A 25533-nucleotide genomic window follows, 5' to 3' on the forward strand; every position below is an offset into this window, starting at 1 on the left:
GTTGTATCTAATCGTGGGGGCAGGTCAAGGGGAATAATCCTGAATATCAAGTTTCACGAGTGAACCGTCCCTGATATCAGGACTGGTCAGTAAGCGCAGGACTTCCCTGCAACGTTCAACGGTAAGAATGCGCCTTGCCAGCCACTGTGCTGCTCCGGGAACGCCGTTATCGACAGCTTTTTGATCCTTCAACAAGAGGCCCTCTTCCATTTTTAATTTATGACGCAGGCGCTCACATTTTATGCTGTCACCTTTAAGTAAAACATGTTCGTTGCAGTTGATACAATCCCGATATCTCCCGCAAGGCTCACTTAGATAAGATGATATGCACATGCCGAATTCGGTGGTATGCGCAGTCAGGCTGGCTTTAGTTTTCAATTCCTGAATCGTTTTTGGAGTGGAAATGAGAACATCGACAACAACTTCCGGAAGAAAATTTTCGATATCCTGAGACTGTGCAAAGTCCTCACCATATTCATCTGGTGTTGTGTGATCGTAATAGTGATTATGCTGCGAGTCTGCACGCTGGGCCCATTTCGCTATGGCCATTTCACTCATGCCATTCACCAGTGCCATCGTGTTCAGCATATGCCTCAACTGGTGTGAACGTAAGGAAAGATTGCCGTACCCCCATCGCTCGAAAATTGTTTTCGAAGGATTTTGCGGTTTTTTATAGTCCGCATTGTTATGAGATGAGCCAAAGTCTTTAGCTAAAGTGTTTATTGTTGCAATCCATAACTCTGTGCATATCTGCGTCTTTTTTGAGGCGAAAATATTAGAAAAACCTGCATACAATGCTTCTGACCATCGAAGCTGTACATTATTCAATGGATTACCGTAAGGAACATACGGAAATTCTTTGTTTAAATCGTTTCTGATTATTTTATTCAAATCTCTTAAGTTCACTGCATAATCTTGTGAAATAACGCCTTTTCTTTTTAAAATTTGACGACTGCTAATACCAGCTTGTCTTAAATTCAATTCAGAAATATCAAAGCCAAATGCTGCCACAACTTCATATTGCGTCAATAATGCATCCTCATTTACATCAGGACAAAGTGGATGTCGGGGAAAATCAGTGGACTCTTCAAGTTTTTTTGCAAATTCACGAGCAGGCGCTGATATAATTTTCAAACGTTCAATCGCACGTTCTACAATAGGAATCATGACTGTTGGGATCCACTTATTCGCATAACCATATCCCTTTCCGGAAAACCACCTTATCCCCGTCAATTCAATAACATCATCATCTTGTAAAACTTCGTTGTCTGTTGAAGTGTGACTAAAATCAGTCTCGCAAGAATCACTTAAACAAATTACGTCCGAATTATCATAAACCTTATTCCGAAATGCTAACATTGCCTGCAATTCGCCCAGGGAAAAACCACATTCAAGAGCCCGTCTGACAGTCATCTTTTCTTTATATAAACAATCATGCTGAAGATAGAACAACTCTGAACCTCTTACCGGCGCTGACAACAATAATGCTACAGATGACGTCGTAAATATATCCCTCGCAGAAAGCATTTCAGTGGATTGTGAAAATACCGAAGCCAGAGCTAACAATGTTTGTTCATCCGGCATTTTTTCCTGCCTGCGCCTGTTCGCTTCATCTGATGCAGTCGAGCAATAGGGATCTTTGGATTGAGGATTAGTCCATATATAGTTATCTATAATACCCTTATCCTTAAGAAAAGCATGGAGATTTTGCAACATTCGTCCTATGAGGTAGGCAACGTCAGGGGCTACGAATTGCCGTGATATCTGCAGGGCACGTTCAAAATCAGCTGGCGTCAATGACGTAAAATCGATTCCATTAGCGTTTTTTTCTATACTTAGATCTAAAGCTCTAAAGGCATAAATTTCGTTAGCATGTCGTGTAAGGTTTAATGTCTGGCTATATGTGATATAAGCTTTAGCAAACCGTATAAGAGAAGGATGTAAAAGTGTATCGGGTGAACGTGTTCTGCTACTCACTCCAAGTTTTGTAAAATTACATACCCGACACCAGTAGTTACTTTGATAAAAGTTGTTATTGATTGGCGGAAAATTTTTCTCCACAAAGTGGATAAATTCTTCAAAATTTCTCTTTTTATTAGTTTTGCTTTTCGGTACGAATATGTAAGCATCAGGCATTTTTTTTATACTCCGCGCAGGCATTCATCACTTGCATAACGGCAATGATTGAACGATCATTTATAGCTGAAATTGTTATATCTCCTGTTAACTCGTTAATACGGCGGCGTTCTTCCAGTAACCACTCAAGTACAAAGTGATGTGGAGCATCAGACCAAGGCTTGAATTTTGGACAGGTATAACATGCGATGGGCGCATAGTCGGTACAGTAAGTCTCCGCCCCGCATGAACCCACATCACAATTTTTTTCCTGAAATGGAATTCTGGCGCATCCTGGATGAATCAGATTTGCAGCTTCCTCATTTTTTGTAAGATGGCCTGCAAAAGCACTGGCATAGTTTATCAATGAATCATTCATTACTCTGGAGATCTCCAGAGCAAATTCTGGAATATTTTTCACATAATGCTCAACGCTACTGAGCGTTGTATGATCAAGCAGTTTAGCAATAGTTAATTTTCCCGATCCTTCACGTGCCGCACGGGTACCTAATGTATAACGAAAGCGATATCCTGTAACATGAACAGGTTTTCCGGTTCGTTCTGAAATAACATCCAAAGATTCAACAATTTTTCTAATCCAATTTGAAAAGTATACGCTTTTCATATGAACACGCTCAGATCTTAAACCCTCAGTCCATTCCTCCTGAGGATGGGTCATGAGAAAACGAATACAACTTTTATTAGCAAATAATGGCATCTCATTTTTTTGTTCTGGTGTTAACGTTGTACTAAGCAAAGTCTCTGTTTCCTGAATATACCATTTAATATATTCAGTTAAAATCTGGCCGGTAGAATTTACCAGACCAAAAGCCGCTAATTGAGTTCTGAATGGTGCATTTCTTATTTTAATCCGTGGTATATTCAAACAAAATATTGGTTGTTGAGTATATTTATTGCTAATAACAAAATCTTTGATTTTAAGTGTCGCTATTTGCTCTGGTCTTCGGCCTGTTGATTTCATAGTCAATAACAAAGCATATTCTTCCAGTGACAATAGATCATTTGCGAATTTATTTGCCGAAACATGTCCAATAGCTTCGAATTCAATATCACTAAACGGCCCCATTTTGGGATCAAGATTTAAAATATATTTGTATTTTGCCCCAGCAGAAATACGCCATTTATTCACTAAATCAGGAATGTTCTTAGAAAGATTTCCATCTAACTTCAATACAATCATTTGTGAAATGAATATCTTTAGAAGCCTTATCTTATACCTTTTTTTAAATCCCATTGTTGATTTATATGTAATTAAATCTTTTTCAGAAAACGTATTGCATCCGAAGTATGTAAAATAGGCATAGAGTGTCTGCGCGTGAACGGATGTATAACCAGCAGAATAATTTTCGGCATAATAAACCAATACTTTTCGTATATCACCACCTATATGCACATCTAATTTATCTAGGAATTGCACAGGAACAATATGGTTTCTATCTAGTTTCCATTCGCTATCAAGATAATTAAAACCGTAGCCTCTCAGCGATACTGCAGTGGTAAGATATTGGTCTTTATTTTCTACATTCGATTTATTCATATTAGAAACCACGCATTTGATAATGAAGTCATTGCTAAATATCCTTACTGACTATCATCTTCCTGGTTATAGCTTTTATCCTGTAACTTCAACCCCGTTTTAATGGCCCTCTCTTCTTCATATTTTCTGGCATATCTTGCCCCCATTTCAGATTCACTGCTCCAGCCCATTAATTTCCTGCGATCACTTTCAGCTTTTGCTTCAGTTGTTTTCCCCTCTCTTATGAGATTCTCAACATGCTTGCTAAAACGATCATTCCATGTATGGCGGAACATATGAGGATGAACAGTAAATCCAACTACAACTGAAATTTGAAGACAAATTTTATTCACTGAGACAAGAGATAAACCGTTATCACCTTTTTGATTTCTCCCTGAAGAATGTGCAACTAGGAGGTATGGTGTTTTTTCAACGTTGGTGATCTTACTACGATGAAAAATGATATATTCTTCGATCATATGATAGAGGTTCTGGTGCAACGGAACTCGTCTCCCGGATGTTTTCGCTGAAGGTTTGTTTATTCGCTTATCTTCCATATCCTCACCTACTCGTACTAAAAGATAATATCGGCCAGTAGTCGTACTGCGCCCCAGATCAGTGATTTTTATACGTATTACTTCCCCTCTTCGCATCCCTGTGGATGAGAGTAAATGAATCAACAACTGGTTTCTAAAACGAACGTCCGATCTTTGCCATGGATTTCTGTTATTTTCTACTTTAACCACCTCAAAAATCTGAGCTAATTGGTTTTCGGATAATGATCGATAGTCATCATTATAATCGCTATTTTCAAGAGGAATTTTCACACCGTTTTTATCCAAAAGATCGACCACTTTCACTGCATGGTTATCAATAATGTTTATTCTTTCCTTGCGTTTCGGCCTCAGCACTATAAAAAGATGTTTTGTATCCGCCTGCGTTGAATGGAATAGCATGTTTTCAAGCCATCCAATATAATTAGCAAATGTAGTTAATCGGTTATAACATGTTTTGGATGATACTAAATTCTCTTTATTAATGACTGGGGAAAATCTTGCTCCTTCTATTTTACCTGGCGATGGCTTTTTCTTCTTTAGAGAGTTATTCAGAAATGTAAAATTCACTTCTTTTAATATTGCACTATGATACTTAGCCAGTCCAGTTATCCCCTCCACCTCATTCCTCTCGAGAAATACTCCCCGCTTGCATCTATTCTCTATATCAATATCAAGAATATCCATAATTTCATAAAAGAGTTTAATATGTTCAAATTCTTTGTAACAGGTGTTAGCAGTATCAGAACGATTACGATGATAAAGGGTTACAAACAGATTGGGATAATACATGGGCAATAAATCATCATCCAAAAGAATGGAGTAGCTTTCGCCTGAATTAAACTGGAATCGTTTAATATTCATCTGAACCCCCTTAACATTCTTACAAGGTAGTTCATAACCTGATTTAAAGACAAAAAAAACTTACGAATATTTTTAATATCTATTCGTAAGTTTCAATTAACTTTCTAATTTTAAATAAGTATTTCGTGATTTTTTACAAAATCTACTATCTGGTACACGCTAGAACGGAATATCGTCGTCGAAATCCATCGGCGGTTCGTTAGACGGCGCTGCCGGAGCGGACTGCTGCGGACGAGACTGCGCACCGCCGCTGAACTGATTGCCGCCCTGCGGCTGCTGAGGCTGACCCCAACCACCCTGCTGCTGGCCGCCACCTGCCGGAGCACCACCGCCCTGACGACCGCCCAGCATTTGCATGGTGCCGCCAACGTTAACAACAACTTCAGTGGTGTACTTTTCTACGCCGGACTGATCGGTCCATTTGCGGGTACGCAGCTGACCTTCGATATAGACCTGGGAACCTTTACGCAGATATTCACTGGCCACTTCCGCCAGTTTGCCAAACAGCACAACGCGGTGCCATTCAGTCTGCTCTTTCATTTCACCGGTCGCTTTATCACGCCAGGATTCGGAAGTAGCCAGCGTAATGTTGGCAACTGCGCCACCATTCGGCATATAGCGTACTTCCGGGTCCTGGCCCAGATTACCGACGAGAATCACCTTGTTTACGCCTCTGCTGGCCATGATCGTGTCTCCTGAAAAACGTTACTGAATAAGTGTAAGCGCGGGATTGTAGCATTTCCAATAGCGCTTTTACTACGTTGCGAAGTTGATTCCAGTAAACAACCCCCGCCAGACATTGTTGCACAGGAACATGCGTTTTGCATTCCAATACTGTATATCCATTCAGGTCGGATTGTGTCATAATTAACCGTTTGTGATCGCCGGTAGCACCATGCAGCCAGGCAAAAAAGCGTTTAATCCGGGAAAGATGAATGGATAAGATCGAAGTTCGGGGCGCCCGCACCCATAATCTCAAAAACATCAACCTCGTCATCCCGCGCGACAAGCTGATTGTCGTCACCGGGCTTTCGGGCTCAGGCAAATCTTCGCTCGCTTTCGACACCTTATATGCCGAAGGGCAGCGTCGTTACGTTGAATCCCTTTCCGCGTACGCGCGTCAATTTCTGTCACTGATGGAAAAACCGGACGTCGACCACATTGAGGGGCTCTCTCCTGCCATCTCAATTGAACAAAAATCGACGTCCCATAACCCGCGATCCACGGTAGGTACAATTACCGAAATTCACGACTATCTGCGTCTGCTGTTTGCCCGCGTTGGCGAGCCGCGCTGTCCGGATCACGACGTTCCCCTGGCAGCGCAGACCGTTAGCCAGATGGTGGACAACGTCCTGTCGCAGCCGGAAGGCAAACGTCTGATGCTGCTGGCGCCGGTAATTAAGGAGCGTAAAGGCGAGCACACCAAAACGCTGGAAAACCTGGCGGGCCAGGGCTATATCCGCGCCCGTATCGACGGCCAAGTGTGTGACCTTTCCGATCCGCCTAAGCTTGAGCTGCAAAAGAAACACACTATTGAAGTGGTGATTGACCGCTTTAAAGTTCGTGACGATCTCACCCAACGACTGGCTGAATCCTTTGAAACCGCGCTGGAACTGTCCGGTGGTACGGCGGTGGTCGCCGATATGGACGACCCGAAAGCGGAAGAGCTGCTGTTCTCAGCCAACTTCGCCTGCCCTATCTGCGGCTATAGCATGCGCGAACTGGAACCTCGGCTGTTCTCGTTTAACAACCCAGCGGGCGCCTGTCCAACCTGTGACGGTCTCGGCGTGCAGCAGTATTTCGATCCTGACCGGGTGATTCAAAACCCGGAACTGTCGCTGGCCGGTGGTGCTATTCGTGGTTGGGATCGCCGTAACTTCTATTATTTCCAGATGCTTAAGTCTCTGGCGGAACACTATAAATTTGACGTCGAAGCCCCGTGGGCCAGCCTGAATCCTACCGTGCATAAAGTGGTGCTGTACGGTTCTGGTAAAGAGAATATCGAATTCAAATACATGAACGATCGCGGCGATACGTCCGTACGTCGTCACCCGTTTGAAGGTGTGCTGCACAATATGGAGCGCCGTTATAAAGAGACGGAATCCAGTGCGGTACGCGAAGAATTAGCCAAATTCATCAGTAACCGACCGTGCGCCAGTTGTGAAGGGACGCGTTTACGTCGCGAGGCCCGCCACGTATTTGTTGAAAATACGCCGCTGCCTGCAATTTCTGACATGAGCATCGGTCATGCAATGGATTTCTTCAACAATCTGAAGCTTGCGGGTCAGCGGGCGAAGATTGCCGAGAAAATTCTTAAAGAGATTGGCGATCGTCTGAAGTTCCTGGTCAACGTCGGCCTCAACTACCTGACGCTATCGCGGTCGGCGGAAACGCTATCCGGCGGTGAGGCCCAGCGTATTCGTCTGGCAAGCCAGATCGGCGCGGGTCTGGTCGGTGTAATGTACGTGCTGGATGAACCATCTATCGGTTTGCATCAGCGCGATAACGAGCGTCTGCTGGGTACGCTTATCCACCTGCGTAATCTGGGTAATACCGTCATTGTAGTCGAGCACGATGAAGATGCGATTCGCGCCGCTGACCACGTTATCGATATCGGCCCCGGCGCGGGTGTTCACGGCGGTCAGGTCGTCGCCGAAGGGACGCTCGACGACATCATGGCAGTGCCTGAGTCGCTGACCGGCCAGTACATGAGCGGTAAACGCAAGATTGAAGTGCCTAAACAGCGCGTTGCGGCTGACCCAGAGAAAGTGCTGAAGCTCACCGGCGCACGCGGCAACAACCTGAAAGATGTCACCCTGACGCTGCCGGTAGGTTTATTTACCTGCATTACCGGGGTTTCCGGTTCGGGTAAATCGACACTGATTAACGATACTCTGTTCCCTATTGCGCAGACGGCGCTGAACGGTGCGACGCTGGCTGAACCTGCGCCGTATCGCGACGTTCAGGGCCTGGAACATTTCGACAAAGTGATCGACATTGACCAAAGCCCGATTGGCCGTACGCCGCGTTCTAACCCGGCAACCTACACCGGCGTGTTTACGCCAGTGCGCGAACTGTTTGCCGGCGTGCCGGAGTCACGTGCACGCGGTTATACCCCGGGGCGTTTCAGCTTTAACGTCCGCGGCGGACGCTGTGAAGCCTGTCAGGGCGACGGCGTGATCAAAGTCGAAATGCACTTCCTGCCGGATATCTACGTGCCGTGCGATCAATGTAAAGGCAAGCGCTATAACCGCGAAACGCTGGAAATTAAGTACAAAGGCAAGACTATCCACGAAGTGTTGGATATGACGATTGAAGAAGCACGCGAGTTCTTCGATGCCGTTCCGGCGCTGGCGCGTAAGCTGCAAACGCTAATGGACGTTGGCCTGACGTACATCCGACTGGGTCAGTCCGCTACCACACTCTCGGGCGGCGAGGCGCAGCGCGTGAAGCTGGCGCGCGAACTGTCAAAACGCGGTACCGGGCAAACGCTGTATATTCTCGATGAGCCGACCACCGGTCTGCATTTTGCGGATATTCAGCAACTGTTGGACGTGCTGCATCAGCTCCGGGATCAGGGCAACACCATCGTGGTGATTGAGCACAATCTGGACGTGATTAAAACCGCTGACTGGATTGTCGATCTCGGTCCGGAAGGTGGCAGCGGCGGCGGCGAAATTCTTGTCTCCGGCACACCAGAAACGGTCGCTGAGTGTGAAGCCTCACACACGGCACGTTTCCTCAAACCACTGTTGTAATTACGCAACACTTATCAGGCCCACAGAACACGCATAAAGCTTGTAGGCCTGATAAGGCGCTTGCGCAGCATCAGGCAACGGTTGTGCCTGATGGCGCTACGCTTAACAAGACCGTTCAGGGCTGCGTCAGTATCCGCCGTTTATCAGCAGGCAGCGTGTTCACAGCCTGCTGATAAGAGGCGTCAACCAGATAATAAATCTGTGAATCCGGCAGCGAGCCGTCCAGATACACCGTACTCCAGTGCGCCTTATTGAGATGCCTGCTTGGCCGAACATCGCTATGCTGCTGGCGCAACAACTCTGCCAGTTCTGGGCTGGTTTTCAGAGACACTGCCGGGCGTTCTTCCACCTCTTTTACCATGGCAAAAAGCACATCTTCGACTTTGATTTGCGTGGCCTTCCAGTCACTGTGAACGCTCTGCTCCGCGCCCATTTTTGCCATGCAGTATTGCAGCAACTCCGAATTCGTCATCTTTATTCCCCTTACCAGCATATTGCCTAATGAGAACATCATTTATTCAGTGTGCAGCAAGTCCGCAAAAGGTAAAAGCCAGCAATGTAAATTTGTTTAAAAAAACAGCAATCCGCAGCCAGTGTCCTCAATATTCCGAGTTGACGATCACCTCTTCACCAAACGCACCGGCCTGTGGCAGCGGCTTATAAGTGGAGTTAGAAGCGCGCAAAATGCGAATACCACGAATACCCACGTCGCGAGCGGCAGTGATGTCATTATCGGAGTCACCGTAAAACATGCGGATATTTTTATCCTGCAACCACTGCGTTTTGGTGTTCTGGCCCGGCTTATCGCCGGCAAAAATGACCGAATTCATATTGCCAGCCGGGATGTGAAAGTTATCAGACAACGTTTTCGACACCGTTTCAGTCTTCGTCTGGCTACGCCCGGTCACGAAAAAGATGCTGTCACCACGACGCACGTGCATATCAATTAGCTGGCGCGCGACTTCTTTTGGAATACTGAACTCGTCCCAGCCGTTATTCATTTTTTCCCAGAAGGCCGGATTCTTCAGGTAATCCTCACTGTCCGGAGAATACGTTTTTTTACCGCGCCAGAAGCCTGGGCTGGAAAAGAGGACTGTGTCATCAATATCAAACCCGACCGCCATCGGCGGACGTCCGGTCAGGCTGTTTTCAATTTGTGCCACGGAGACCCAGTGAATGGGAGCCTGCTCAGCGAGCTTTGCAACATTGGTGCCTGGATTGAGCTGAGAGGGAGAAGAAACGAGTGCCTGGGCTGGCTGATTTAGCGTGAACAATAAACAAACGGCACTCAGTGCCAACGTAAACTTGCGCATATTTTTCCCTAAGTAGTCAGTTAGTTATCATTTTTTATTAACAACTGGTCAAAAAACTATCTGACCTTACCCCTTAGGGGGAGGGAAAGGAAGGATTTTCTCTGGTTTTGCCCTGGAAAAGGAGCACGATCACACAGGAAAGCGTGCCTGATGGCACGACGCTTATCAGACCTACAAACGAAAATCCATATACCTTTGTAGGCCGGATAAGGCATTTACGCCGCCATCCGGCAACATACAAAGCCGGTTACATGACGGCGGCAAATGCCTTTGCCACGCGCTGCACGTTACCGTGATTCAACCCAGCTACGCACATGCGACCGCTGGTGATCAGGTACACACCGAACTCATCGCGCAGGCGATCAACCTGGGCTGCGCTAAGCCCGGTATAGCTGAACATACCGCGCTGTTGCAGCAGGTAGTCAAAGTTACGGCCCGGGATCTCTGCATTCAATACGTTAACCAGCTCCTGACGCATCGCCAGAATGCGGGTACGCATCTCTTCGACTTCCGCCAGCCAGCTGGCTTTCAGCGCGTCATCACCCAGTACCGCGGCAACTACCTGCGCACCAAAGTTTGGCGGGCTGGAGTAGTTACGACGCACCGTCGCTTTTAGCTGCCCCAGAACGCGGCTGGCGGTATCAGCATCTTCACATACTACAGACAGTCCGCCGACACGCTCGCCGTACAAGGAGAAAATCTTCGAGAATGAGTTACTGACCAGAGCGGGCAATCCGGCGCTGGCAATGGCGCGAATCGCATAGGCGTCGTCTTCTATTCCACCACCGAAGCCCTGGTAAGCAATGTCCAGGAACGGAATCAAATCGCGTGCTTTCAGGATCTCAATAACGCTATCCCACTGCGCAGGAGTTAAATCCGCACCCGTCGGGTTATGGCAGCACGGATGCAGCAGCACGATGCTGCGCGCCGGTAAAGTATTCAGCGCTGCCAGCAGGTCGTTGAAACGCACGCCGTTAGTCGTGTCGTCATACCAGGGGTAAGTGCTTACCTCGAATCCAGCCCCCTCAAAAATCGCGATATGGTTTTCCCAGGTCGGATCGCTGACCCATACGCCAGAATCAGGGAAATAGCGTTTCAGGAAGTCTGCGCCAACCTTTAACGCACCGGAGCCGCCCAGCGTCTGAATAGTTGCGACGCGCTGCTGCTGGAGAACCGGATGATCTGCGCCAAACAGCAGCTGCGCAATAGTATGACGATACGTGTTCAGACCTTCCATCGGCAGATACAGCGAAGCACCATGCGGTTTGGCATTAAGTCGAGCTTCCGCTTCCGCCACCGCTTTAAGCTGAGGAATAATTCCGTCTTCGTTGTAATACAGGCCGATGCTGAGGTTCACTTTGTCGCTACGTGAATCTTCTTTGAAGCGCTCCATGAGCGATAAAATCGGGTCGCCGGCGTAGGCGTCAACTTTCTGAAACACGTGTGGTTCTCCAGGTTTACAGGCAAGGGTTAAGAACACAATAAACCGGAAGCGGGAGAAGATCGAGAGGATGTTGAGGGTAATATTGCCGGAAGGCGGCGTAACCGCCTGTCCAGCAAATCATTCTGCTAATCGATATACTTCATCGCCACCCTTGAGGTCAGGCGCGTAATAAGTTCGTAAGCACTTACTTTCGTCATTTCAGCAATGCGTTCAACGGGCAGTCCCTCCCCCCACAGAATCACCGAATCGCCGGCTTTATCCTGCGCTTCGGGGCCTAAATCGACGCAGATCATATCCATCGCAACGCGACCGACGATCGGCACTTCACGGCCATTGACCAGTACCGGCGTCCCAGACGGCGCCGCGCGCGGATAACCATCACCATAGCCCATTGCCACCACGCCCAGACGCGTGTCGCGCTCGCTCAACCAAGTACCACCATAACCAACCGGCTCGCCCGCTTTGTGCTCACGCACCGCAATCAGGCTGGAGGTCAACGACATCACCGGCTGACAGCCAAAATCGGCGCCGATAGAGTGGTTTTCCAGTGGCGACACACCATACAGAATCAGTCCCGGACGCGCCCAGTCGAAGTGAGACTGTGGCCACAGCAGAATACCGCCCGATGCGGCAATCGAACGCTGCCCAGGTTTGCCCTCGCAAAAGCTGTTGAAGATATCGAGCTGTTTTTCGGTCGCGCCGCATTCAGGTTCGTCTGCGCGCGCAAAATGGCTGACGATATTGACCGGCTGGCGCACATTTTCACATTGAGTTAGGCGCTGATAAAACGCCTCGGCCTGCTCAGGGCGTACGCCCAGGCGGTGCATACCGGTGTCGAGCTTCATCCAGACGGTAACGGGTTCAACCAGATTAGCGGCTTCCAGGGCTTCGAGCTGCTCCTGGTTATGGACGGCTGTATGCAGACGCTGCGCGGAAATAGTCGGCAGATCGGAGGCATCAAAAAATCCCTCCAGCAGCAGGATGGGCTGCGTGATCCCTCCCGCTCGCAACCGCAGGGCTTCTTCAAGACGAGCGACACCAAAAGCGTCCGCATCGGGGAGCGTTCGCGCGGTCTCTAACAGACCATGGCCGTAGGCGTTCGCTTTCACGACCGCAACCAGTTTACTGGCAGGAGCCAGTTCACGCAGACGTTGCAGGTTGTGTCGCAGAGCGCGGCGGTTAATGACTACAGTTGCCGCTTGCATTTGTATTCCTTAGAAATTACTCATCATCATATTGAGGACCGGCATAATTGTCGAAGCGGGACCACTGTCCGTTAAACGTCAGGCGCACCGTACCGATCGGACCGTTACGCTGCTTACCAATAATAATTTCGGCGATGCCTTTTAAGTCACTGTTTTCGTGATAAACCTCATCACGATAGATAAACATGATTAAGTCGGCATCCTGTTCGATGGAGCCGGATTCACGCAGATCCGAGTTAACCGGACGCTTGTCGGCGCGTTGTTCCAGAGAGCGGTTAAGCTGCGACAGCGCCACCACCGGCACATGCAATTCTTTCGCTAACGCTTTCAGCGAGCGGGAGATTTCTGCAATTTCCAGCGTACGGTTGTCGGAGAGCGACGGCACGCGCATCAGCTGCAGGTAGTCGATCATGATAAGTCCGATACCGCCATGTTCACGGGCGATACGACGGGCACGCGAGCGCACTTCCGTTGGCGTCAGGCCGGAGGAGTCATCAATATAGATGTTTCGTTTCTCCAGCAAAATACCCATTGTTCCGGAAATTCGTGCCCAGTCTTCATCATCCAGTTGACCGGTACGGATTTTGGTTTGGTCTACGCGTGAGAGCGAGGCCAGGGTACGCATCATGATCTGTTCCGAGGGCATTTCAAGACTAAAGATAAGAACCGGCTTATCCTGCAACATCGCTGCATTTTCGACGAGGTTCATCGCAAATGTCGTTTTACCCATCGACGGACGCGCGGCGACGATAATTAAGTCTGACGGCTGCAAACCAGCCGTCTTTTTATTGAGGTCGTCATAACCGGTGTTCACCCCGGTGACACCGTCGTGCGGCTGCTGGAACAACTGCTCGATACGCGCGACGGTGGCGTCGAGCACATCAGTAATATTTTTCGGCCCTTCGTCTTTATTTGCGCGGCTTTCCGCGATTTTAAAGACACGGGATTCAGCAAGATCCAACAGATCTTCACTGGAACGGCCTTGCGGATCAAACCCGGCTTCCGCGATTTCGTTCGCAACCGAAATCATGTCACGAACAACGGCACGTTCGCGGACGATATCCGCATAAGCGCTAATATTCGCTGCACTTGGCGTATTTTTAGATAACTCAGCCAGGTAAGCAAAACCGCCGACGCTGTCCAGTTGTCCCTGAACCTCCAGCGACTCTGCCAGCGTGATCAGATCGATGGGTTTCCCCATCTCCTGCAGGCGATGCATTTCCGTGAAGATATGCCGGTGCGGCCGGGTATAAAAATCTTCCGCCACCACACGCTCGGCGACATCGTCCCAGCGTTCGTTATCCAGCATTAAACCGCCCAACACCGACTGTTCCGCTTCAATCGAGTGCGGCGGTACTTTCAGCCCGGCGACCTGGGGATCGCGCTCACGAGCATCAGTCTGTTGTTTGTTGAAGGGTTTATTTCCTGCCATAGTGAATGGAGTTACCGAGATAATGATTGGGTCGAAAGATTACCACATTTCTTTTGGAGGAAGCATGGCAACACGTATTGAATTTCACAAGCATGGTGGCCCTGATGTACTCAAGGCGGTGGAGTTTACACCCGTAGACCCGGCGGAAAATGAAATCCAGGTCGAGAACAAAGCTATTGGGATCAACTATATCGACACCTACATCCGCAGTGGTCTTTATCCGCCGCCATCTCTGCCCAGCGGCCTGGGTACCGAAGCTGCCGGCGTAGTCAGCAAAGTCGGCAGCAAAGTGACACACATTAAAGCTGGCGATCGCGTGGTGTACGCCCAGTCTGCCCTTGGTGCCTACAGCTCAGTGCATAACGTTCCGGCCGATAAAGCCGCCATCCTACCCAACGCTATCTCATTTGAACAAGCCGCAGCCTCATTCCTGAAAGGGTTAACCGTTTTTTATCTGCTGCGTAAAACCTATGAAATTCAGCCTGATGAGCCGTTTTTGTTCCATGCGGCTGCGGGCGGCGTCGGGATGATTGCCTGCCAGTGGGCAAAAGCATTGGGCGCGAAGCTGATTGGTACCGTCGGCAGTGCGCAAAAAGCGCAAATTGCGCTGCAGGCCGGCGCATGGCAGGTCATTAACTATCGTGAAGAAAGTATAGTTGAGCGAGTGAAAGAGATAACCGGTGGAAAAAAAGTACGGGTGGTGTATGACTCGGTGGGGAAAGATACCTGGGAAGCCTCGCTGGATTGTTTACAGCGCCGGGGACTAATGGTCAGCTTTGGTAATGCTTCCGGGCCGGTGACTGGCGTGAACTTAGGTATTCTGAACCAGAAAGGTTCGCTGTACGTGACCCGTCCTTCACTCCAGGGGTATATCACCAATCACCGCGAATTAACCGAAGCCAGCAATGAGCTATTCTCGCTAATTGCCAGCGGAGTAATCAAAGTGGATGTCGCGCCTGGTCAGACGTTCGCACTGCACGATGCACAGCGTGCTCATGAAGTACTGGAAAGCCGGGCAACGCAGGGATCGAGTTTGCTAATCCCATAATGCTTCGACTTCCCCTAAATAATTCAAATTGCAGGAAGGCGGCAATTGAATGAATCCCCAGGAGCTTACTGGAGTAAGTGACTGGGGTGAATGAAAGCAGCCAACACACCTGCGGTTTGAATTATGACGGGGAAGTAAAGAATTAGGGCTTCCCGTGGGAAGCCCTTTCTTTTTTTAGTTCGGCTGTATGTAGGGTACAGCTCGATGAATTCGTTAACCTGGCAATAGTGACAGATTTGATAATCAATTCCTATTTGGTTCTAAAGGCAATGTTGCAGGTTGTGACGCACCGCTCAATACCTTAGTAAAATCGACGGTTATTGCGCTGATACTGTGGGACTTTTGGCGCTTTTATCGCCTTGATAACCCACACCACGGCAACAGCCAGTAGCAGCCAGGGCAACAGTTTAATCATCAAGGCAAATAGTCCGCCCAGAAACATCACTGCGGTGGCTACGACCAATGCGGCCAGAACGCCCAGCAAAGATACGCCGGTGACCATCAGCATGATAAAAAATCCAATCACAAAAAGTAGTTCCAGCATGGCTCTCTCCCGAAATGAAATTCTCTCCATTGCTTTACAAGAAACATGCCAAAAATAATGCATTGATTTATAAAGAAAACGCCCCGCGACAAAGCACAGGGCGTGGTGAAATTAACTAACTTTTGGTGAAAACTTAACGCTTGTCTGCCACCAGCTTCAGCGCGTGCTCCAGTACGTTAATATCTGCCCCGGCTTTATGCGCATTTTCGCTCAGATAGCGACGCCACTGACGAGCCCCAGGGATCCCCTGAAACAGACCCAACATATGGCGCGTCACATGTCCCAAATAGGTTCCCTTACTCAGTTCACGCTCAATGTACGGGTACATGGCGCGCACCACGGTAACCGGATCGGTATCTTCGCTGGTAGCTGCAAAAATCTCGCGGTCAACGGACGCCAGAATTCCTGGGTTTTGATAAGCTTCGCGCCCCACCATCACGCCATCCATATGTTGCAGATGAATTTTCGCTTCTTCCAACGATTTAATGCCGCCGTTGATCGACATCGTCAGATGCGGGAAATCACGCTTTAGCTGATAAACACGGTCATAATCCAGCGGTGGAATTTCGCGGTTTTCTTTCGGGCTTAACCCGGACAGCCAGGCCTTGCGGGCGTGAATGATAAACATCTCACACTCGCCGTTGCCAGATACCGTGTTAATGAAATCGCAGAGGAATTCGTAACTGTCCTGGTCATCAATGCCGATACGCGTTTTCACCGTTACCGGAATCGACACCACGTCGCGCATTGCTTTGACGCAATCGGCGACCAGTTGCGCATTCCCCATCAGGCAAGCGCCAAACATGCCATTCTGCACGCGGTCGGAAGGACAACCCACGTTGAGATTGATTTCGTCATAACCCCGCTGTTCAGCGAGCTTTGCGCACTGCGCCAGCGCCGCAGGATCGCTCCCGCCCAGTTGCAATGCGACCGGATGCTCTTCTTCGCTATACGCCAGATAATCGCCTTTACCATGAATGATCGCGCCGGTGGTTACCATCTCCGTATAGAGCAACGTCTGGCTGGACAGTAAGCGCAAAAAGTAGCGGCAGTGTCTGTCCGTCCAGTCGAGCATCGGCGCGATAGAAAAACGATGAGCGGGAAAAGCGGTAGACTGAGATTCAGGCAGCATGGCGAATATTCAAGCATCCGGTTAAAAAAGGGGCGCTACTATAGCATAGACCGTTACGATAGTGAGCCACATCCTCGCGGCTCACTCCCCCTGCCCCTCAACAAACGCTATTTACGCCCCGGTTTTCCGTCATGTGATCCGAAAAACTGCGGCGGATGGTCGACCCAGCGATCCTCACGTGTAGCGGCATAGACCGGGTTAAGCGGATAATAAATGCGGTTATATTTTTTGTTCGCCTCACCCACGACTAACAGACGCACCTCTTCACTGGTATTATTGATAAAGGTATGGCACACGCCTGTACCTGCCGGGAAACCGACGCTGTCGCCCGGTTCTAGCTTCCATAAATACCCGTTAATCCAGGCCTCAGGATAACCTTCCAGTACATAGATAAACTCTTCCTCATCGCTTTCAGCGTGCGGGTACGACGTGCGCCGACCCGGCGGCAGGCGTTCATGATGAATGCCGAGTCGTCCTAACCCCAACTTGCGGGCAAGCGGCGCGCCAATAGCAAATAGCTCATCGCTGTCGGGATAAGTGGAGTCATCAGCCCCCTCAACCTCACGCCAGTGGCGAATACAATCGGGTCTTTTCATGGTTATTTTCCAGTATTGCGATGCGTCAGGTATAGCACACCGCGGTGGATCTCGGCGTTTTAAGCAGAACATGTTAAAGTAAGGGATTAACCTTCCACGCAAATCGAGGCGCCAAATGGACAAAACCACTACGCAAGAGTTATTGGCTCAAGCTGAAAAACTCTGTGCGCAACGCAACGTGCGGCTTACGCCACAGCGTCTCGAAGTGCTGCGCCTGATGAGCCTGCAGGAAGGGGCTATCAGCGCCTATGACCTGCTCGACCTGTTGCGGGAAACCGAGCCGCAGGCCAAGCCGCCAACCGTATATCGTGCGCTCGATTTTCTGCTGGAACAAGGGTTTGTGCATAAGGTGGAATCCACCAACAGCTATGTCCTTTGCCATCTGTTCGATCAGCCAACGCACAGTTCCGCGATGTTCATTTGTGACCGCTGTGGTGTGGTAAAAGAAGAGTGCGCAGAAGGTGTGGAAGACATCATGCATACGCTGGCGGCCAAAATGGGCTTTGCTCTGCGACATAATGTTATTGAAGCACACGGGCTGTGTCCGGCCTGTGTAGAAGTTGAGTCATGCCGCCATCCTGGCGAGTGCCAGCATGACCATACGATTCAGGTGAAGAAGAAAGTTGGGCGCTAGGTAAGCGGGAGAGCGTACATCCTTGTACTCTCAGGAGGGAGGGGTTAATTACCAGCGGTAATCATTACGTTTTTCCCAATCGTTAACTTCTTTCTCCGCCTGATCTTTCGCGTAACCGTAACGTTCCTGGACTTTACCGACCAGTTGGTCACGTTTACCTTCAATGACCGTCATATCATCATCGGTCAGTTTGCCCCATTGCTCTTTCACTTTACCTTTAAACTGCTTCCAGTTGCCGCCGACTTCGTCTTTATTCATCATCAAGTCCTCATCGTTAGGTTGTGAATAGCGAGAGTGCCATGTCCAGACACATGCTGTTTTTGCTGGACGTGAGAATAAGTGTAGTCAGTGATTCTGGGTTTTATTTACTATTCGGAATTTTTAACCATCCAGATCAGGCGAACCAGGTTCCATTACGCCAGTGGCGTCGCCAGATAAAGGCCAGTGAAAGCCCACGCAGCGCGAGGAAAACGGTTAACGCCAGCCACAAGCCATGATTTCCCAGCCACGGTAAAGTCAGCAGCGTTAAGGCGAATCCCACTGCGGCAACGGCCATACTGTTGCGCATTTCTGCCGCGCGCGTCGCGCCAATAAACATTCCGTCGAGCAGATAACACCAGACACCCACCAGCGGTAACACCACCTGCCAGAAGAGATAGCGATCGGCCAGTAGTTGGATTTGCGGCAGCGAGGTCAGTAGCGCAACAATCTGCTCGCCAAACAGGGCATAAACCAGCGAAAACAGAATAGCCACAATACCGGACTGCCGACAGGCCGCCCGCCATACGTCCAGTAACTGGCTACCATCTCGCGCCCCATAGGCCTGGCCCGAATGCGCTTCCACGGCATAGGCAAATCCATCCAGCGCGTAGGCGGTAAAGGTTAGCAGAGTCATCAGAACGGCATTAACCGCAATAATATCGCCTCCCAGACGTGCACCCAGCACCGTGATAGCGCCAAAACAGAGCTGCAGCAGCAGCGAGCGCAACATGATGTCACGGTTAAGCGCCAACAAACGGCGGAAGTTGCCACGCCACGCCTGCTTCAGCATTGCCAGCGAAATTCCGCGCATATGCAGGACTTTGCGCACCATCATCAGGCCGATCAGTAAGGTGGTATATTCAGCAATCACCGTCGCCAGTGCCGCACCTTGCACGTTCATATGCAGACCCATCACCAGCCATAAATCGAGCACAATGTTAAGAATATTGCCAACAATCAACAGGATAACCGGCGCACGCGCATACTGAACGCCAAGCAGCCAGCCGAGCAGCACCAGATTAGCCAGCGAGGCGGGTGCGCTGAGCCAGCGGATTTCAAGGAAACGCCGGGCTTGTTCCAGTACCGCTTCACTTCCCCCGACAATATGCAGCGCTACATCGATAATCGGCGTACGAAACAGTGCGATAAGCAACCCCGCGCCCAGCGCCAGCATTAGCGGCTGCACCAGTGCGCGCGCCAGCGCCTGAGGATTTTTCGCACCAAATGCCTGCGCAGTAAGACCCGTGGTGCTCATGCGCAGGAAAAGCAGCAGCATAAAGAGAAAACTGGTTGCCGTAGCACCAACCGCAACACCGCCAAGATAGACCGGGCTATCCAGATGACCAATCACCGCGGTATCCACCAGTCCCAGCAGGGGAACAGTGATATTGGAGAAGATCATCGGTAAGGCGAGGTGCCAGAGTGCTTTATCAGAAGAGGTAAAGAAAGGCATACAGGAGGGCCTGAGAAGAAGTTAGACGTACTGGACAATGTGATGCAGGCCCGGCAAGCGCAGCGCTACCGGGCACATTGCCGGATGGCAACGTAATCGTCTTATCCGGCCTACAGAGATTCAGCAGAAAATCAGAGCCATTCACCGTTACGAATGACACCTACCGCCAGCCCTTCAATGGTGAAGCTTTGCTCACGCAGGTCGACAACGATAGGTTTAAATTCGCTATTTTCTGGCAGAAGTTCAACCTTGTTGCCCTGCTTTTTCAGGCGTTTAACCGTAACTTCGTCATCAATACGGGCAACAACAACCTGACCGTTACGCACGTCCTGAGTTTTATGCACAGCGAGTAAATCGCCGTCCATAATACCGATATCTTTCATCGACATACCGCTAACGCGCAGCAGAAAATCGGCGTTCGGTTTAAACAGTGAAGGATCGACCTGATAATGGCCTTCGATGTGCTGCTGCGCCAGAAGGGGCTCACCTGCCGCCACGCGGCCGACAAGCGGTAATCCTTCTTCTTCTTCCTGCAGCAGTCGAATACCGCGCGATGCGCCAGATACAATTTCCAGCACACCTTTACGCGCCAGCGCTTTCAGATGTTCTTCAGCTGCGTTTGGGGAACGGAACCCCAAACGCTGCGCGATCTCCGCACGCGTCGGTGGCATACCTGTCTGGCTGATGTGATCTCTAATGAGATCAAACACCTCTTGCTGCCTGGCCGTTAACGCTTTCATTCCGCCCCCTGGGTGTATATACAGTTATGCTGTGAGTATATACAGCTAAAGGCGATTTTGGAACCGCAAACTGCACAAAAAACAGGAGATTTATAAAGATGTGGAATCCTTATCGCAAATGCGACCACAACAGGATGCCCCAGGTGATCAGAGCAACGAAAATAGACAGCAACACTGCCGCCGACCCCATATCTTTCGCCCGACCGGAAAGTTCGTGATACTCAGAGCCAACACGGTCAACCACCGCCTCAATCGCACTGTTGAGGATTTCAACGATCATCACCAGCATCACGGAACCAATCAACAGCACGCGGGTAATCGCATCGACGTCCAGCCAGCAGGCGATGGCTACGCCCAGTAGTACGGCAACGCTTTCCTGGCGGAATGCCGCCTCATTGATCCATGCGGCGCGAAAACCTTTCCAGGAATAGCCTGCAGCTTTGATAATTCGGGTAAATCCAGTGGTATTATTGGCCATCAAAAAGAACCTTTTTACATTATTAGCGTCAATGTCATTGTAACGTTACCCCGTTTTTTTCAGGGTGTGGCAAAGCAGCGCGAAGTATGACCGGATACCACAGAAATTCACTAAACTTTCTGATATCCTTGCAGCGCATTTGCATTATTAACCAGAGGCTTTACATCGTTTATGTCCGGCTGGCCACGAATTTACTACAAATTACTGAATTTACCATTAAGCGTCCTGGTAAAAAGCAAGTCTATTCCGGCAGAACCTGCCCCGGAATTGGGACTCGATACGTCTCGTCCCATTATGTACGTCCTACCGTACAATTCAAAAGCAGACTTGCTGACGCTGCGTGCCCAATGTCTGGTGCACGACCTCCCCGATCCCCTGGAACCGCTGGAGATAGACGGGACTTTACTTCCGCGCTACGTGTTTATTCACGGCGGCCCGCGTGTGTTCACCTATTACACGCCAAAAGAAGAGTCCATCAAGCTGTTCCATAACTATCTCGACTTACATCGCAGCAATCCAGACCTGGATGTGCAGATGGTGCCGGTTTCGGTGATGTTTGGCCGTGCGCCAGGGCGTGAAAAAGGTGAAGTTAATCCGCCGTTACGTATGCTAAACGGCGTACAGAAATTCTTTGCGGTGTCCTGGCTGGGTCGCGACAGTTTTGTCCGCTTCTCCCCATCGGTCTCTCTGCGTCGTATGGCGGATGAACACGGTACGGATAAGATCATTGCCCAGAAGCTGGCACGCGTGGCGCGTATGCACTTTGCTCGCCAGCGTCTGGCCGCTGTCGGCCCGCGCCTCCCTGCCCGCCAGGATCTGTTTAATAAGCTGTTAGCTTCAAAAGCGATCGCTCGCGCGGTAGAAGATGAAGCGCGCAGTAAAAAAATCTCCCACGAAAAAGCGCAGCAAAATGCCATTGCGCTGATGGAAGAGATTGCAGCCAACTTCTCCTACGAAATGATCCGTTTGACGGACCGTATTTTGGGCTTTACCTGGAACCGTCTGTATCAGGGGATTAACGTTCACAATGCTGAACGTGTACGCCAGTTGGCGCACGATGGGCATGAAATCGTGTACGTTCCGTGCCACCGCAGCCATATGGACTATATGCTGCTGTCGTACGTTCTGTACCACCAGGGTCTGGTTCCGCCGCACATCGCAGCCGGTATCAACCTGAATTTCTGGCCAGCGGGTCCGATTTTCCGTCGTCTGGGCGCATTCTTTATTCGTCGTACCTTCAAGGGCAACAAGCTCTACTCCACCGTATTCCGCGAATACCTGGGCGAGTTGTTCAGCCGCGGCTACTCGGTTGAGTATTTTGTCGAGGGTGGACGTTCACGTACTGGTCGTTTGCTCGACCCGAAAACCGGCACCCTGTCGATGACTATTCAGGCGATGCTGCGCGGCGGTACGCGTCCTATTACTCTCGTACCGATCTACATCGGCTACGAGCACGTAATGGAAGTGGGCACCTACGCAAAAGAGCTGCGTGGCGCGACGAAAGAGAAAGAAAGTCTGCCACAAATGCTGCGTGGCTTAAGCAAGCTGCGTAACCTGGGTCAGGGCTACGTCAACTTTGGTGAACCAATGCCATTGATGACTTACCTCAACCAGCATGTGCCAGAATGGCGTGAATCTATTGACCCTATCGAGTCTATCCGTCCGGCCTGGCTGACGCCGACGGTGAATAACATTGCCGCCGATTTGATGGTGCGCATTAACAACGCTGGCGCGGCCAACGCCATGAACCTGTGTTGTACCGCGCTGTTGGCTTCCCGCCAGCGCTCTCTGACCCGTGAACAGTTAACCGAGCAGCTCGACTGCTACCTGAGCCTGCTGCGCAACGTGCCGTACGCGGCGGACTCAACCGTTCCTGCGCAAAGTGCCAGTGAACTGATCGACCACGCCTTGCAGATGAACAAGTTTGAGGTCGAGAAAGACACCATCGGTGACATCATTATTCTGCCGCGCGAGCAGGCGGTCTTGATGACGTACTACCGCAATAACATTGCTCATATGCTAGTTCTGCCTTCGTTGATGGCAGCCATCGTGACTCAGCACCGCCGTATTTCACGCGTCGCGCTACAGCAGCATATTGATGCGTTGTACCCGATGCTAAAAGCCGAGTTGTTCCTGCGCTGGGAGCGCGATGAACTTGCCGGAGTGATTGACGAACTGGCCAGCGAAATGCAGCGCCAGGGACTGATTACTCTACAGGATGGCGAGCTGCATATTAATCCTGCCCGCTCCCGTACGCTGCAGCTGTTGGCTGCGGGTGCTCGCGAGACGTTGCAACGCTACGCTATCACCTTCTGGCTACTGAGCGCCAACCCGTCCATCAACCGTGGCACGCTGGAGAAAGAGAGCCGCACCGTGGCACAACGCCTCTCTGTGCTGCACGGCATTAACGCGCCGGAATTCTTCGATAAAGCGGTGTTCAGCTCTCTGGTGCTGACGCTGCGTGACGAAGGATTCATCAGCGATACCGGGGATGCCGAGCCGGAAGAGACGATGAAGATCTACCAGATGCTGGCCGAACTGGTGACGTCAGATGTGCGTCTGACCATCGAGAGCGCCACACAGGGCGAGTAAGCATAAAAAAACCGGTCGAAATGACCGGTTTTTTTTAGGCTACTGATAGTTTATTTTCAGTACAAGATCCTTGCTGAACGGTCCTAACTGTATATCACTACCCGGTTTTTTCGTCAGTTTTGCCATGTAATTATGGGTAACCGTGCTGGCACCGCCATCCGGATAGTAGGTGGCAAACGGATAGTAGGTATTCATCAGGAGGTCTTCGCCTAACGTTTCATCCCGAATTTGCATCAGCAAACCATTCCCCATATCCACACGATTGGTGTCATACAAATCGTCGGTGTTAAAGCTCATGGTGACATCAAACTGCTGAGAACAGGCTGCAGTTGCGTCGCGTATGGTTGATACGCTAAACGGCGCTTTTTGCGACAACACTTCAACGTTATTCACCTGACCAAAATTGGCCACCTGGCTTTCAGGGAAGATTTGAATATCCACGCCGCAGTCGAGAAAGTGAACGTTGTTCATCCCAGTAATGTTAAAACGCAGGTTTTTCGCATTAGCCGCCAGGTTCGCCCCTCCCTTACCATCAAACTGTAGAACGTTAATATTATCAAGGTTATAGATGGCATCAGGGTCATCTGGAAAGCCTTTGAGTTTTACATACAAACGAAAACGGGCTGGAAAGGTAATATTCTTCTGCACTGTGCTTCCATTACAGACAGGGTCATGCCAAATCCCATCGTAATATTGCTCGAATGTATCCAGGCACGCGCCAGTATCAATCCCCTCATCGATCCCCTCATGGTCAACACCGTTATAGGTTACTCCAAAGGTAAACAGAGGGTTATTCAACACATCAGCACTGTTCTTAGCCGTCAGTTTAATCCACGCAAAGATGTCCTCCGTCTGATTGCTTGTGCTCCAGCCTGTCGCACCATCGCAATACACTGTGACGTTGATATCCGAGCTTTCCCATATTTTACTGCCAAGCACCGCGTTGGACGGAACGGTAAAACTGGGTAATTCTACACCGAACGATGTTTGCCCATTCACCACATCTTTATAGCAGTTTATTGCCCAGGCAGAAGATGAACACAGTAAGAGTACGGCCCCCAGAAAGGTTAAAATCGTTTTCATCATTTACCCTTCTGCGCAGGTTCGCTATGGCAAACGGGCTGGACGGATGTGCAGCTTACGCTGAACATATTTAAGCCACCGTAGTCACCGATATAGCCAATCTGAAATTTAGCCGGCAGATTTTTAATCTCTGAAGTGGCCTGCTCAAAGGGGTTGACCATAAATCCATCGGCTCCCGGTAAAAGCGTTTTGCCGTCAATGCCGATATAACCCACTGTTACGTGGTAAGGGGTATCGTTTTTAATCGTTATGCCTGAAGCCGTCCGCGAAACCTCAACTTTTTCCATCGGTACTGCCTGGCCTTCTTTCAGCACAATGGCTTTGGGTCGCCAGAATAATTTCAGGCGGCTTTGCATTGCCAGTTGCATGGTATTTTTTTGTTCCGTACGCGGCGGAATTTCACGTATGTTATAAAAAAACAACGACTCTCTGTCCGCAGGAAGCTGCTGCAACGTCGGCTGTCCCATCAGGCGAACCTGAGTTTGTTCTCCCGCTTCAAGGCGTACTAACGGTGGTAACGGCGAAATATATTCGCGCGTTTTTTGATTATTTTTATCTTCAACCCATGACTGCGCCAAGTAGGGCTGCGTTTTGCTCTGGTTCGTTAATTTAATGCTGACGCTTTTATCCGTTTCATTAAAGATAATGCGTGTTCTGTCTGGTGAGACCGTCGCGTTTGCCACAGAGCAAACGCTGAGTAAACCCAAAAGTCCTTTCACAATAAATGTTGGTTTCATCTTATTCATCCTG

Annotated in this window: 22 protein-coding genes; 4 read left to right on the top strand and 18 right to left on the bottom strand. The window is 49.7% G+C overall.

The window, feature by feature from the left end; all coding sequences use genetic code 11:
- Positions 1-24: 24 nt before the first annotated feature.
- The 4 genes from SK33_RS21840 to ssb1 all read right to left on the bottom strand — a co-directional run bounded on the left by SK33_RS21840 (position 25) and on the right by ssb1 (position 5754).
- Positions 25-2136 carry a hypothetical protein gene (locus SK33_RS21840; RefSeq protein WP_053065190.1) on the bottom strand — a complete coding sequence of 704 codons (2112 nt, stop codon included), beginning with the start codon at positions 2134-2136 and terminating at the stop codon, positions 25-27.
- Entirely contained in the window at positions 2129-3673 is a 1545-nt protein-coding gene (locus tag SK33_RS21845) for a site-specific integrase (RefSeq protein WP_048220041.1), read from the bottom strand. The genes SK33_RS21840 and SK33_RS21845 overlap by 8 nt, the downstream gene beginning before the upstream one ends.
- A 44-nt stretch (positions 3674-3717) precedes the next feature.
- Positions 3718-5070, bottom strand: a complete 1353-nt coding sequence (locus SK33_RS21850) for a site-specific integrase (RefSeq protein ID WP_048220040.1) — start codon at positions 5068-5070, stop codon at positions 3718-3720.
- 159 nt (positions 5071-5229) lie between these two features.
- On the bottom strand, positions 5230-5754 hold the full coding sequence (ssb1, locus tag SK33_RS21855) for a single-stranded DNA-binding protein SSB1 (RefSeq protein ID WP_003826621.1): 525 nt from the start codon (positions 5752-5754) through the stop codon (positions 5230-5232).
- A gap of 251 nt (positions 5755-6005) precedes the next feature.
- On the opposite strand from ssb1, the gene uvrA reads away from it, so the two are divergent.
- The gene (gene uvrA / locus SK33_RS21860) at positions 6006-8828 is read left to right on the top strand and encodes an excinuclease ABC subunit UvrA (protein ID WP_048220038.1); all 2823 of its coding nucleotides are present in this window, start codon (positions 6006-6008) and stop codon (positions 8826-8828) included.
- Positions 8829-8943: 115 nt separating this feature from the next.
- Here the strand turns inward: uvrA and SK33_RS21865 are convergent, their stop codons facing one another.
- From SK33_RS21865 to dnaB, 5 genes are all read right to left on the bottom strand, one after another.
- Positions 8944-9300, bottom strand: a complete 357-nt coding sequence (locus SK33_RS21865; protein WP_003031719.1) for an MmcQ/YjbR family DNA-binding protein — start codon at positions 9298-9300, stop codon at positions 8944-8946.
- A 127-nt stretch (positions 9301-9427) separates the two neighbouring features.
- Entirely contained in the window at positions 9428-10141 is a 714-nt protein-coding gene (gene aphA / locus SK33_RS21870; protein ID WP_032948323.1) for an acid phosphatase AphA, read from the bottom strand.
- A gap of 247 nt (positions 10142-10388) precedes the next feature.
- Complete coding sequence (tyrB, locus tag SK33_RS21875; RefSeq protein WP_048220036.1) at positions 10389-11582, bottom strand: aromatic amino acid transaminase; 1194 nt, start codon at positions 11580-11582, stop codon at positions 10389-10391.
- A 128-nt stretch (positions 11583-11710) separates the two neighbouring features.
- Complete coding sequence (alr, locus tag SK33_RS21880; protein ID WP_003844721.1) at positions 11711-12790, bottom strand: alanine racemase; 1080 nt, start codon at positions 12788-12790, stop codon at positions 11711-11713.
- Between the two features lie 16 nt (positions 12791-12806).
- Positions 12807-14222 (bottom strand): replicative DNA helicase, encoded by a 1416-nt coding sequence (gene dnaB, locus SK33_RS21885; protein WP_003031715.1) that lies wholly within the window; start codon positions 14220-14222, stop codon positions 12807-12809.
- Positions 14223-14286: 64 nt separating this feature from the next.
- Here dnaB and SK33_RS21890 point away from each other — a divergent pair, with 64 nt between their 5' ends.
- Complete coding sequence (locus tag SK33_RS21890) at positions 14287-15270, top strand: quinone oxidoreductase (RefSeq protein ID WP_003841359.1); 984 nt, start codon at positions 14287-14289, stop codon at positions 15268-15270.
- 301 nt (positions 15271-15571) lie between these two features.
- On the opposite strand, the gene pspG is transcribed toward SK33_RS21890, so the two are convergent.
- The 3 genes from pspG to SK33_RS21905 form a co-directional block, all read right to left on the bottom strand.
- Complete coding sequence (gene pspG, locus SK33_RS21895) at positions 15572-15814, bottom strand: envelope stress response protein PspG (RefSeq protein ID WP_003031713.1); 243 nt, start codon at positions 15812-15814, stop codon at positions 15572-15574.
- Between the two features lie 133 nt (positions 15815-15947).
- The gene (gene dusA, locus SK33_RS21900; protein ID WP_048220033.1) at positions 15948-16946 is read right to left on the bottom strand and encodes a tRNA dihydrouridine(20/20a) synthase DusA; all 999 of its coding nucleotides are present in this window, start codon (positions 16944-16946) and stop codon (positions 15948-15950) included.
- A 107-nt stretch (positions 16947-17053) separates the two neighbouring features.
- Positions 17054-17542, bottom strand: a complete 489-nt coding sequence (locus SK33_RS21905; RefSeq protein WP_003031710.1) for a cupin domain-containing protein — start codon at positions 17540-17542, stop codon at positions 17054-17056.
- Positions 17543-17657: 115 nt separating this feature from the next.
- Between SK33_RS21905 and zur the strand changes: the two genes are divergently transcribed.
- Positions 17658-18176: a zinc uptake transcriptional repressor Zur gene (zur, locus tag SK33_RS21910; protein ID WP_003031709.1), complete on the top strand. Its 519-nt coding sequence runs from the start codon at positions 17658-17660 to the stop codon at positions 18174-18176.
- 48 nt (positions 18177-18224) lie between these two features.
- Here zur and SK33_RS21915 read toward each other — a convergent pair whose 3' ends face one another.
- The 4 genes from SK33_RS21915 to SK33_RS21930 all read right to left on the bottom strand — a co-directional run bounded on the left by SK33_RS21915 (position 18225) and on the right by SK33_RS21930 (position 21108).
- Positions 18225-18434: a CsbD family protein gene (locus tag SK33_RS21915; protein WP_003031706.1), complete on the bottom strand. Its 210-nt coding sequence runs from the start codon at positions 18432-18434 to the stop codon at positions 18225-18227.
- 136 nt (positions 18435-18570) lie between these two features.
- Complete coding sequence (gene dinF / locus SK33_RS21920) at positions 18571-19890, bottom strand: MATE family efflux transporter DinF (protein WP_048220031.1); 1320 nt, start codon at positions 19888-19890, stop codon at positions 18571-18573.
- 131 nt (positions 19891-20021) lie between these two features.
- On the bottom strand, positions 20022-20630 hold the full coding sequence (lexA, locus tag SK33_RS21925) for a transcriptional repressor LexA (protein ID WP_003031703.1): 609 nt from the start codon (positions 20628-20630) through the stop codon (positions 20022-20024).
- Positions 20631-20739: 109 nt separating this feature from the next.
- Positions 20740-21108 carry a diacylglycerol kinase gene (locus SK33_RS21930; protein ID WP_003031701.1) on the bottom strand — a complete coding sequence of 123 codons (369 nt, stop codon included), beginning with the start codon at positions 21106-21108 and terminating at the stop codon, positions 20740-20742.
- A gap of 171 nt (positions 21109-21279) precedes the next feature.
- Here SK33_RS21930 and plsB point away from each other — a divergent pair, with 171 nt between their 5' ends.
- Positions 21280-23700 (top strand): glycerol-3-phosphate 1-O-acyltransferase PlsB, encoded by a 2421-nt coding sequence (gene plsB / locus SK33_RS21935; protein ID WP_003841366.1) that lies wholly within the window; start codon positions 21280-21282, stop codon positions 23698-23700.
- A gap of 39 nt (positions 23701-23739) precedes the next feature.
- Here the strand turns inward: plsB and SK33_RS21940 are convergent, their stop codons facing one another.
- Both SK33_RS21940 and SK33_RS21945 read right to left on the bottom strand, forming a co-directional pair.
- The gene (locus tag SK33_RS21940) at positions 23740-24783 is read right to left on the bottom strand and encodes a pilus assembly protein (RefSeq protein WP_178317652.1); all 1044 of its coding nucleotides are present in this window, start codon (positions 24781-24783) and stop codon (positions 23740-23742) included.
- Positions 24783-25520, bottom strand: a complete 738-nt coding sequence (locus SK33_RS21945; RefSeq protein WP_008324293.1) for a fimbrial biogenesis chaperone — start codon at positions 25518-25520, stop codon at positions 24783-24785. Before SK33_RS21945 ends, SK33_RS21940 begins: the two co-directional genes overlap by 1 nt.
- Positions 25521-25533 lie beyond the last annotated feature (13 nt).

This window comes from Citrobacter sp. MGH103 (assembly GCF_001034475.2).
Lineage (GTDB): Bacteria > Pseudomonadota > Gammaproteobacteria > Enterobacterales > Enterobacteriaceae > Citrobacter > Citrobacter freundii.

Coding starts and splice junctions, on each gene's coding strand:
- SK33_RS21840 (WP_053065190.1), bottom strand. CDS start 2,136: ATGCCTGATGCTTACATATTCGTACCGAAAAGCAAAACTAATAAAAAG.
- SK33_RS21845 (WP_048220041.1), bottom strand. CDS start 3,673: ATGAATAAATCGAATGTAGAAAATAAAGACCAATATCTTACCACTGCA.
- SK33_RS21850 (WP_048220040.1), bottom strand. CDS start 5,070: ATGAATATTAAACGATTCCAGTTTAATTCAGGCGAAAGCTACTCCATT.
- ssb1 (WP_003826621.1), bottom strand. CDS start 5,754: ATGGCCAGCAGAGGCGTAAACAAGGTGATTCTCGTCGGTAATCTGGGC.
- uvrA (WP_048220038.1), top strand. CDS start 6,006: ATGGATAAGATCGAAGTTCGGGGCGCCCGCACCCATAATCTCAAAAAC.
- SK33_RS21865 (WP_003031719.1), bottom strand. CDS start 9,300: ATGACGAATTCGGAGTTGCTGCAATACTGCATGGCAAAAATGGGCGCG.
- aphA (WP_032948323.1), bottom strand. CDS start 10,141: ATGCGCAAGTTTACGTTGGCACTGAGTGCCGTTTGTTTATTGTTCACG.
- alr (WP_003844721.1), bottom strand. CDS start 12,790: ATGCAAGCGGCAACTGTAGTCATTAACCGCCGCGCTCTGCGACACAAC.
- dnaB (WP_003031715.1), bottom strand. CDS start 14,222: ATGGCAGGAAATAAACCCTTCAACAAACAACAGACTGATGCTCGTGAG.
- SK33_RS21890 (WP_003841359.1), top strand. CDS start 14,287: ATGGCAACACGTATTGAATTTCACAAGCATGGTGGCCCTGATGTACTC.
- pspG (WP_003031713.1), bottom strand. CDS start 15,814: ATGCTGGAACTACTTTTTGTGATTGGATTTTTTATCATGCTGATGGTC.
- dusA (WP_048220033.1), bottom strand. CDS start 16,946: ATGCTGCCTGAATCTCAGTCTACCGCTTTTCCCGCTCATCGTTTTTCT.
- SK33_RS21905 (WP_003031710.1), bottom strand. CDS start 17,542: ATGAAAAGACCCGATTGTATTCGCCACTGGCGTGAGGTTGAGGGGGCT.
- zur (WP_003031709.1), top strand. CDS start 17,658: ATGGACAAAACCACTACGCAAGAGTTATTGGCTCAAGCTGAAAAACTC.
- SK33_RS21915 (WP_003031706.1), bottom strand. CDS start 18,434: ATGAATAAAGACGAAGTCGGCGGCAACTGGAAGCAGTTTAAAGGTAAA.
- dinF (WP_048220031.1), bottom strand. CDS start 19,890: ATGCCTTTCTTTACCTCTTCTGATAAAGCACTCTGGCACCTCGCCTTA.
- lexA (WP_003031703.1), bottom strand. CDS start 20,630: ATGAAAGCGTTAACGGCCAGGCAGCAAGAGGTGTTTGATCTCATTAGA.
- SK33_RS21930 (WP_003031701.1), bottom strand. CDS start 21,108: ATGGCCAATAATACCACTGGATTTACCCGAATTATCAAAGCTGCAGGC.
- plsB (WP_003841366.1), top strand. CDS start 21,280: ATGTCCGGCTGGCCACGAATTTACTACAAATTACTGAATTTACCATTA.
- SK33_RS21940 (WP_178317652.1), bottom strand. CDS start 24,783: ATGAAAACGATTTTAACCTTTCTGGGGGCCGTACTCTTACTGTGTTCA.
- SK33_RS21945 (WP_008324293.1), bottom strand. CDS start 25,520: ATGAAACCAACATTTATTGTGAAAGGACTTTTGGGTTTACTCAGCGTT.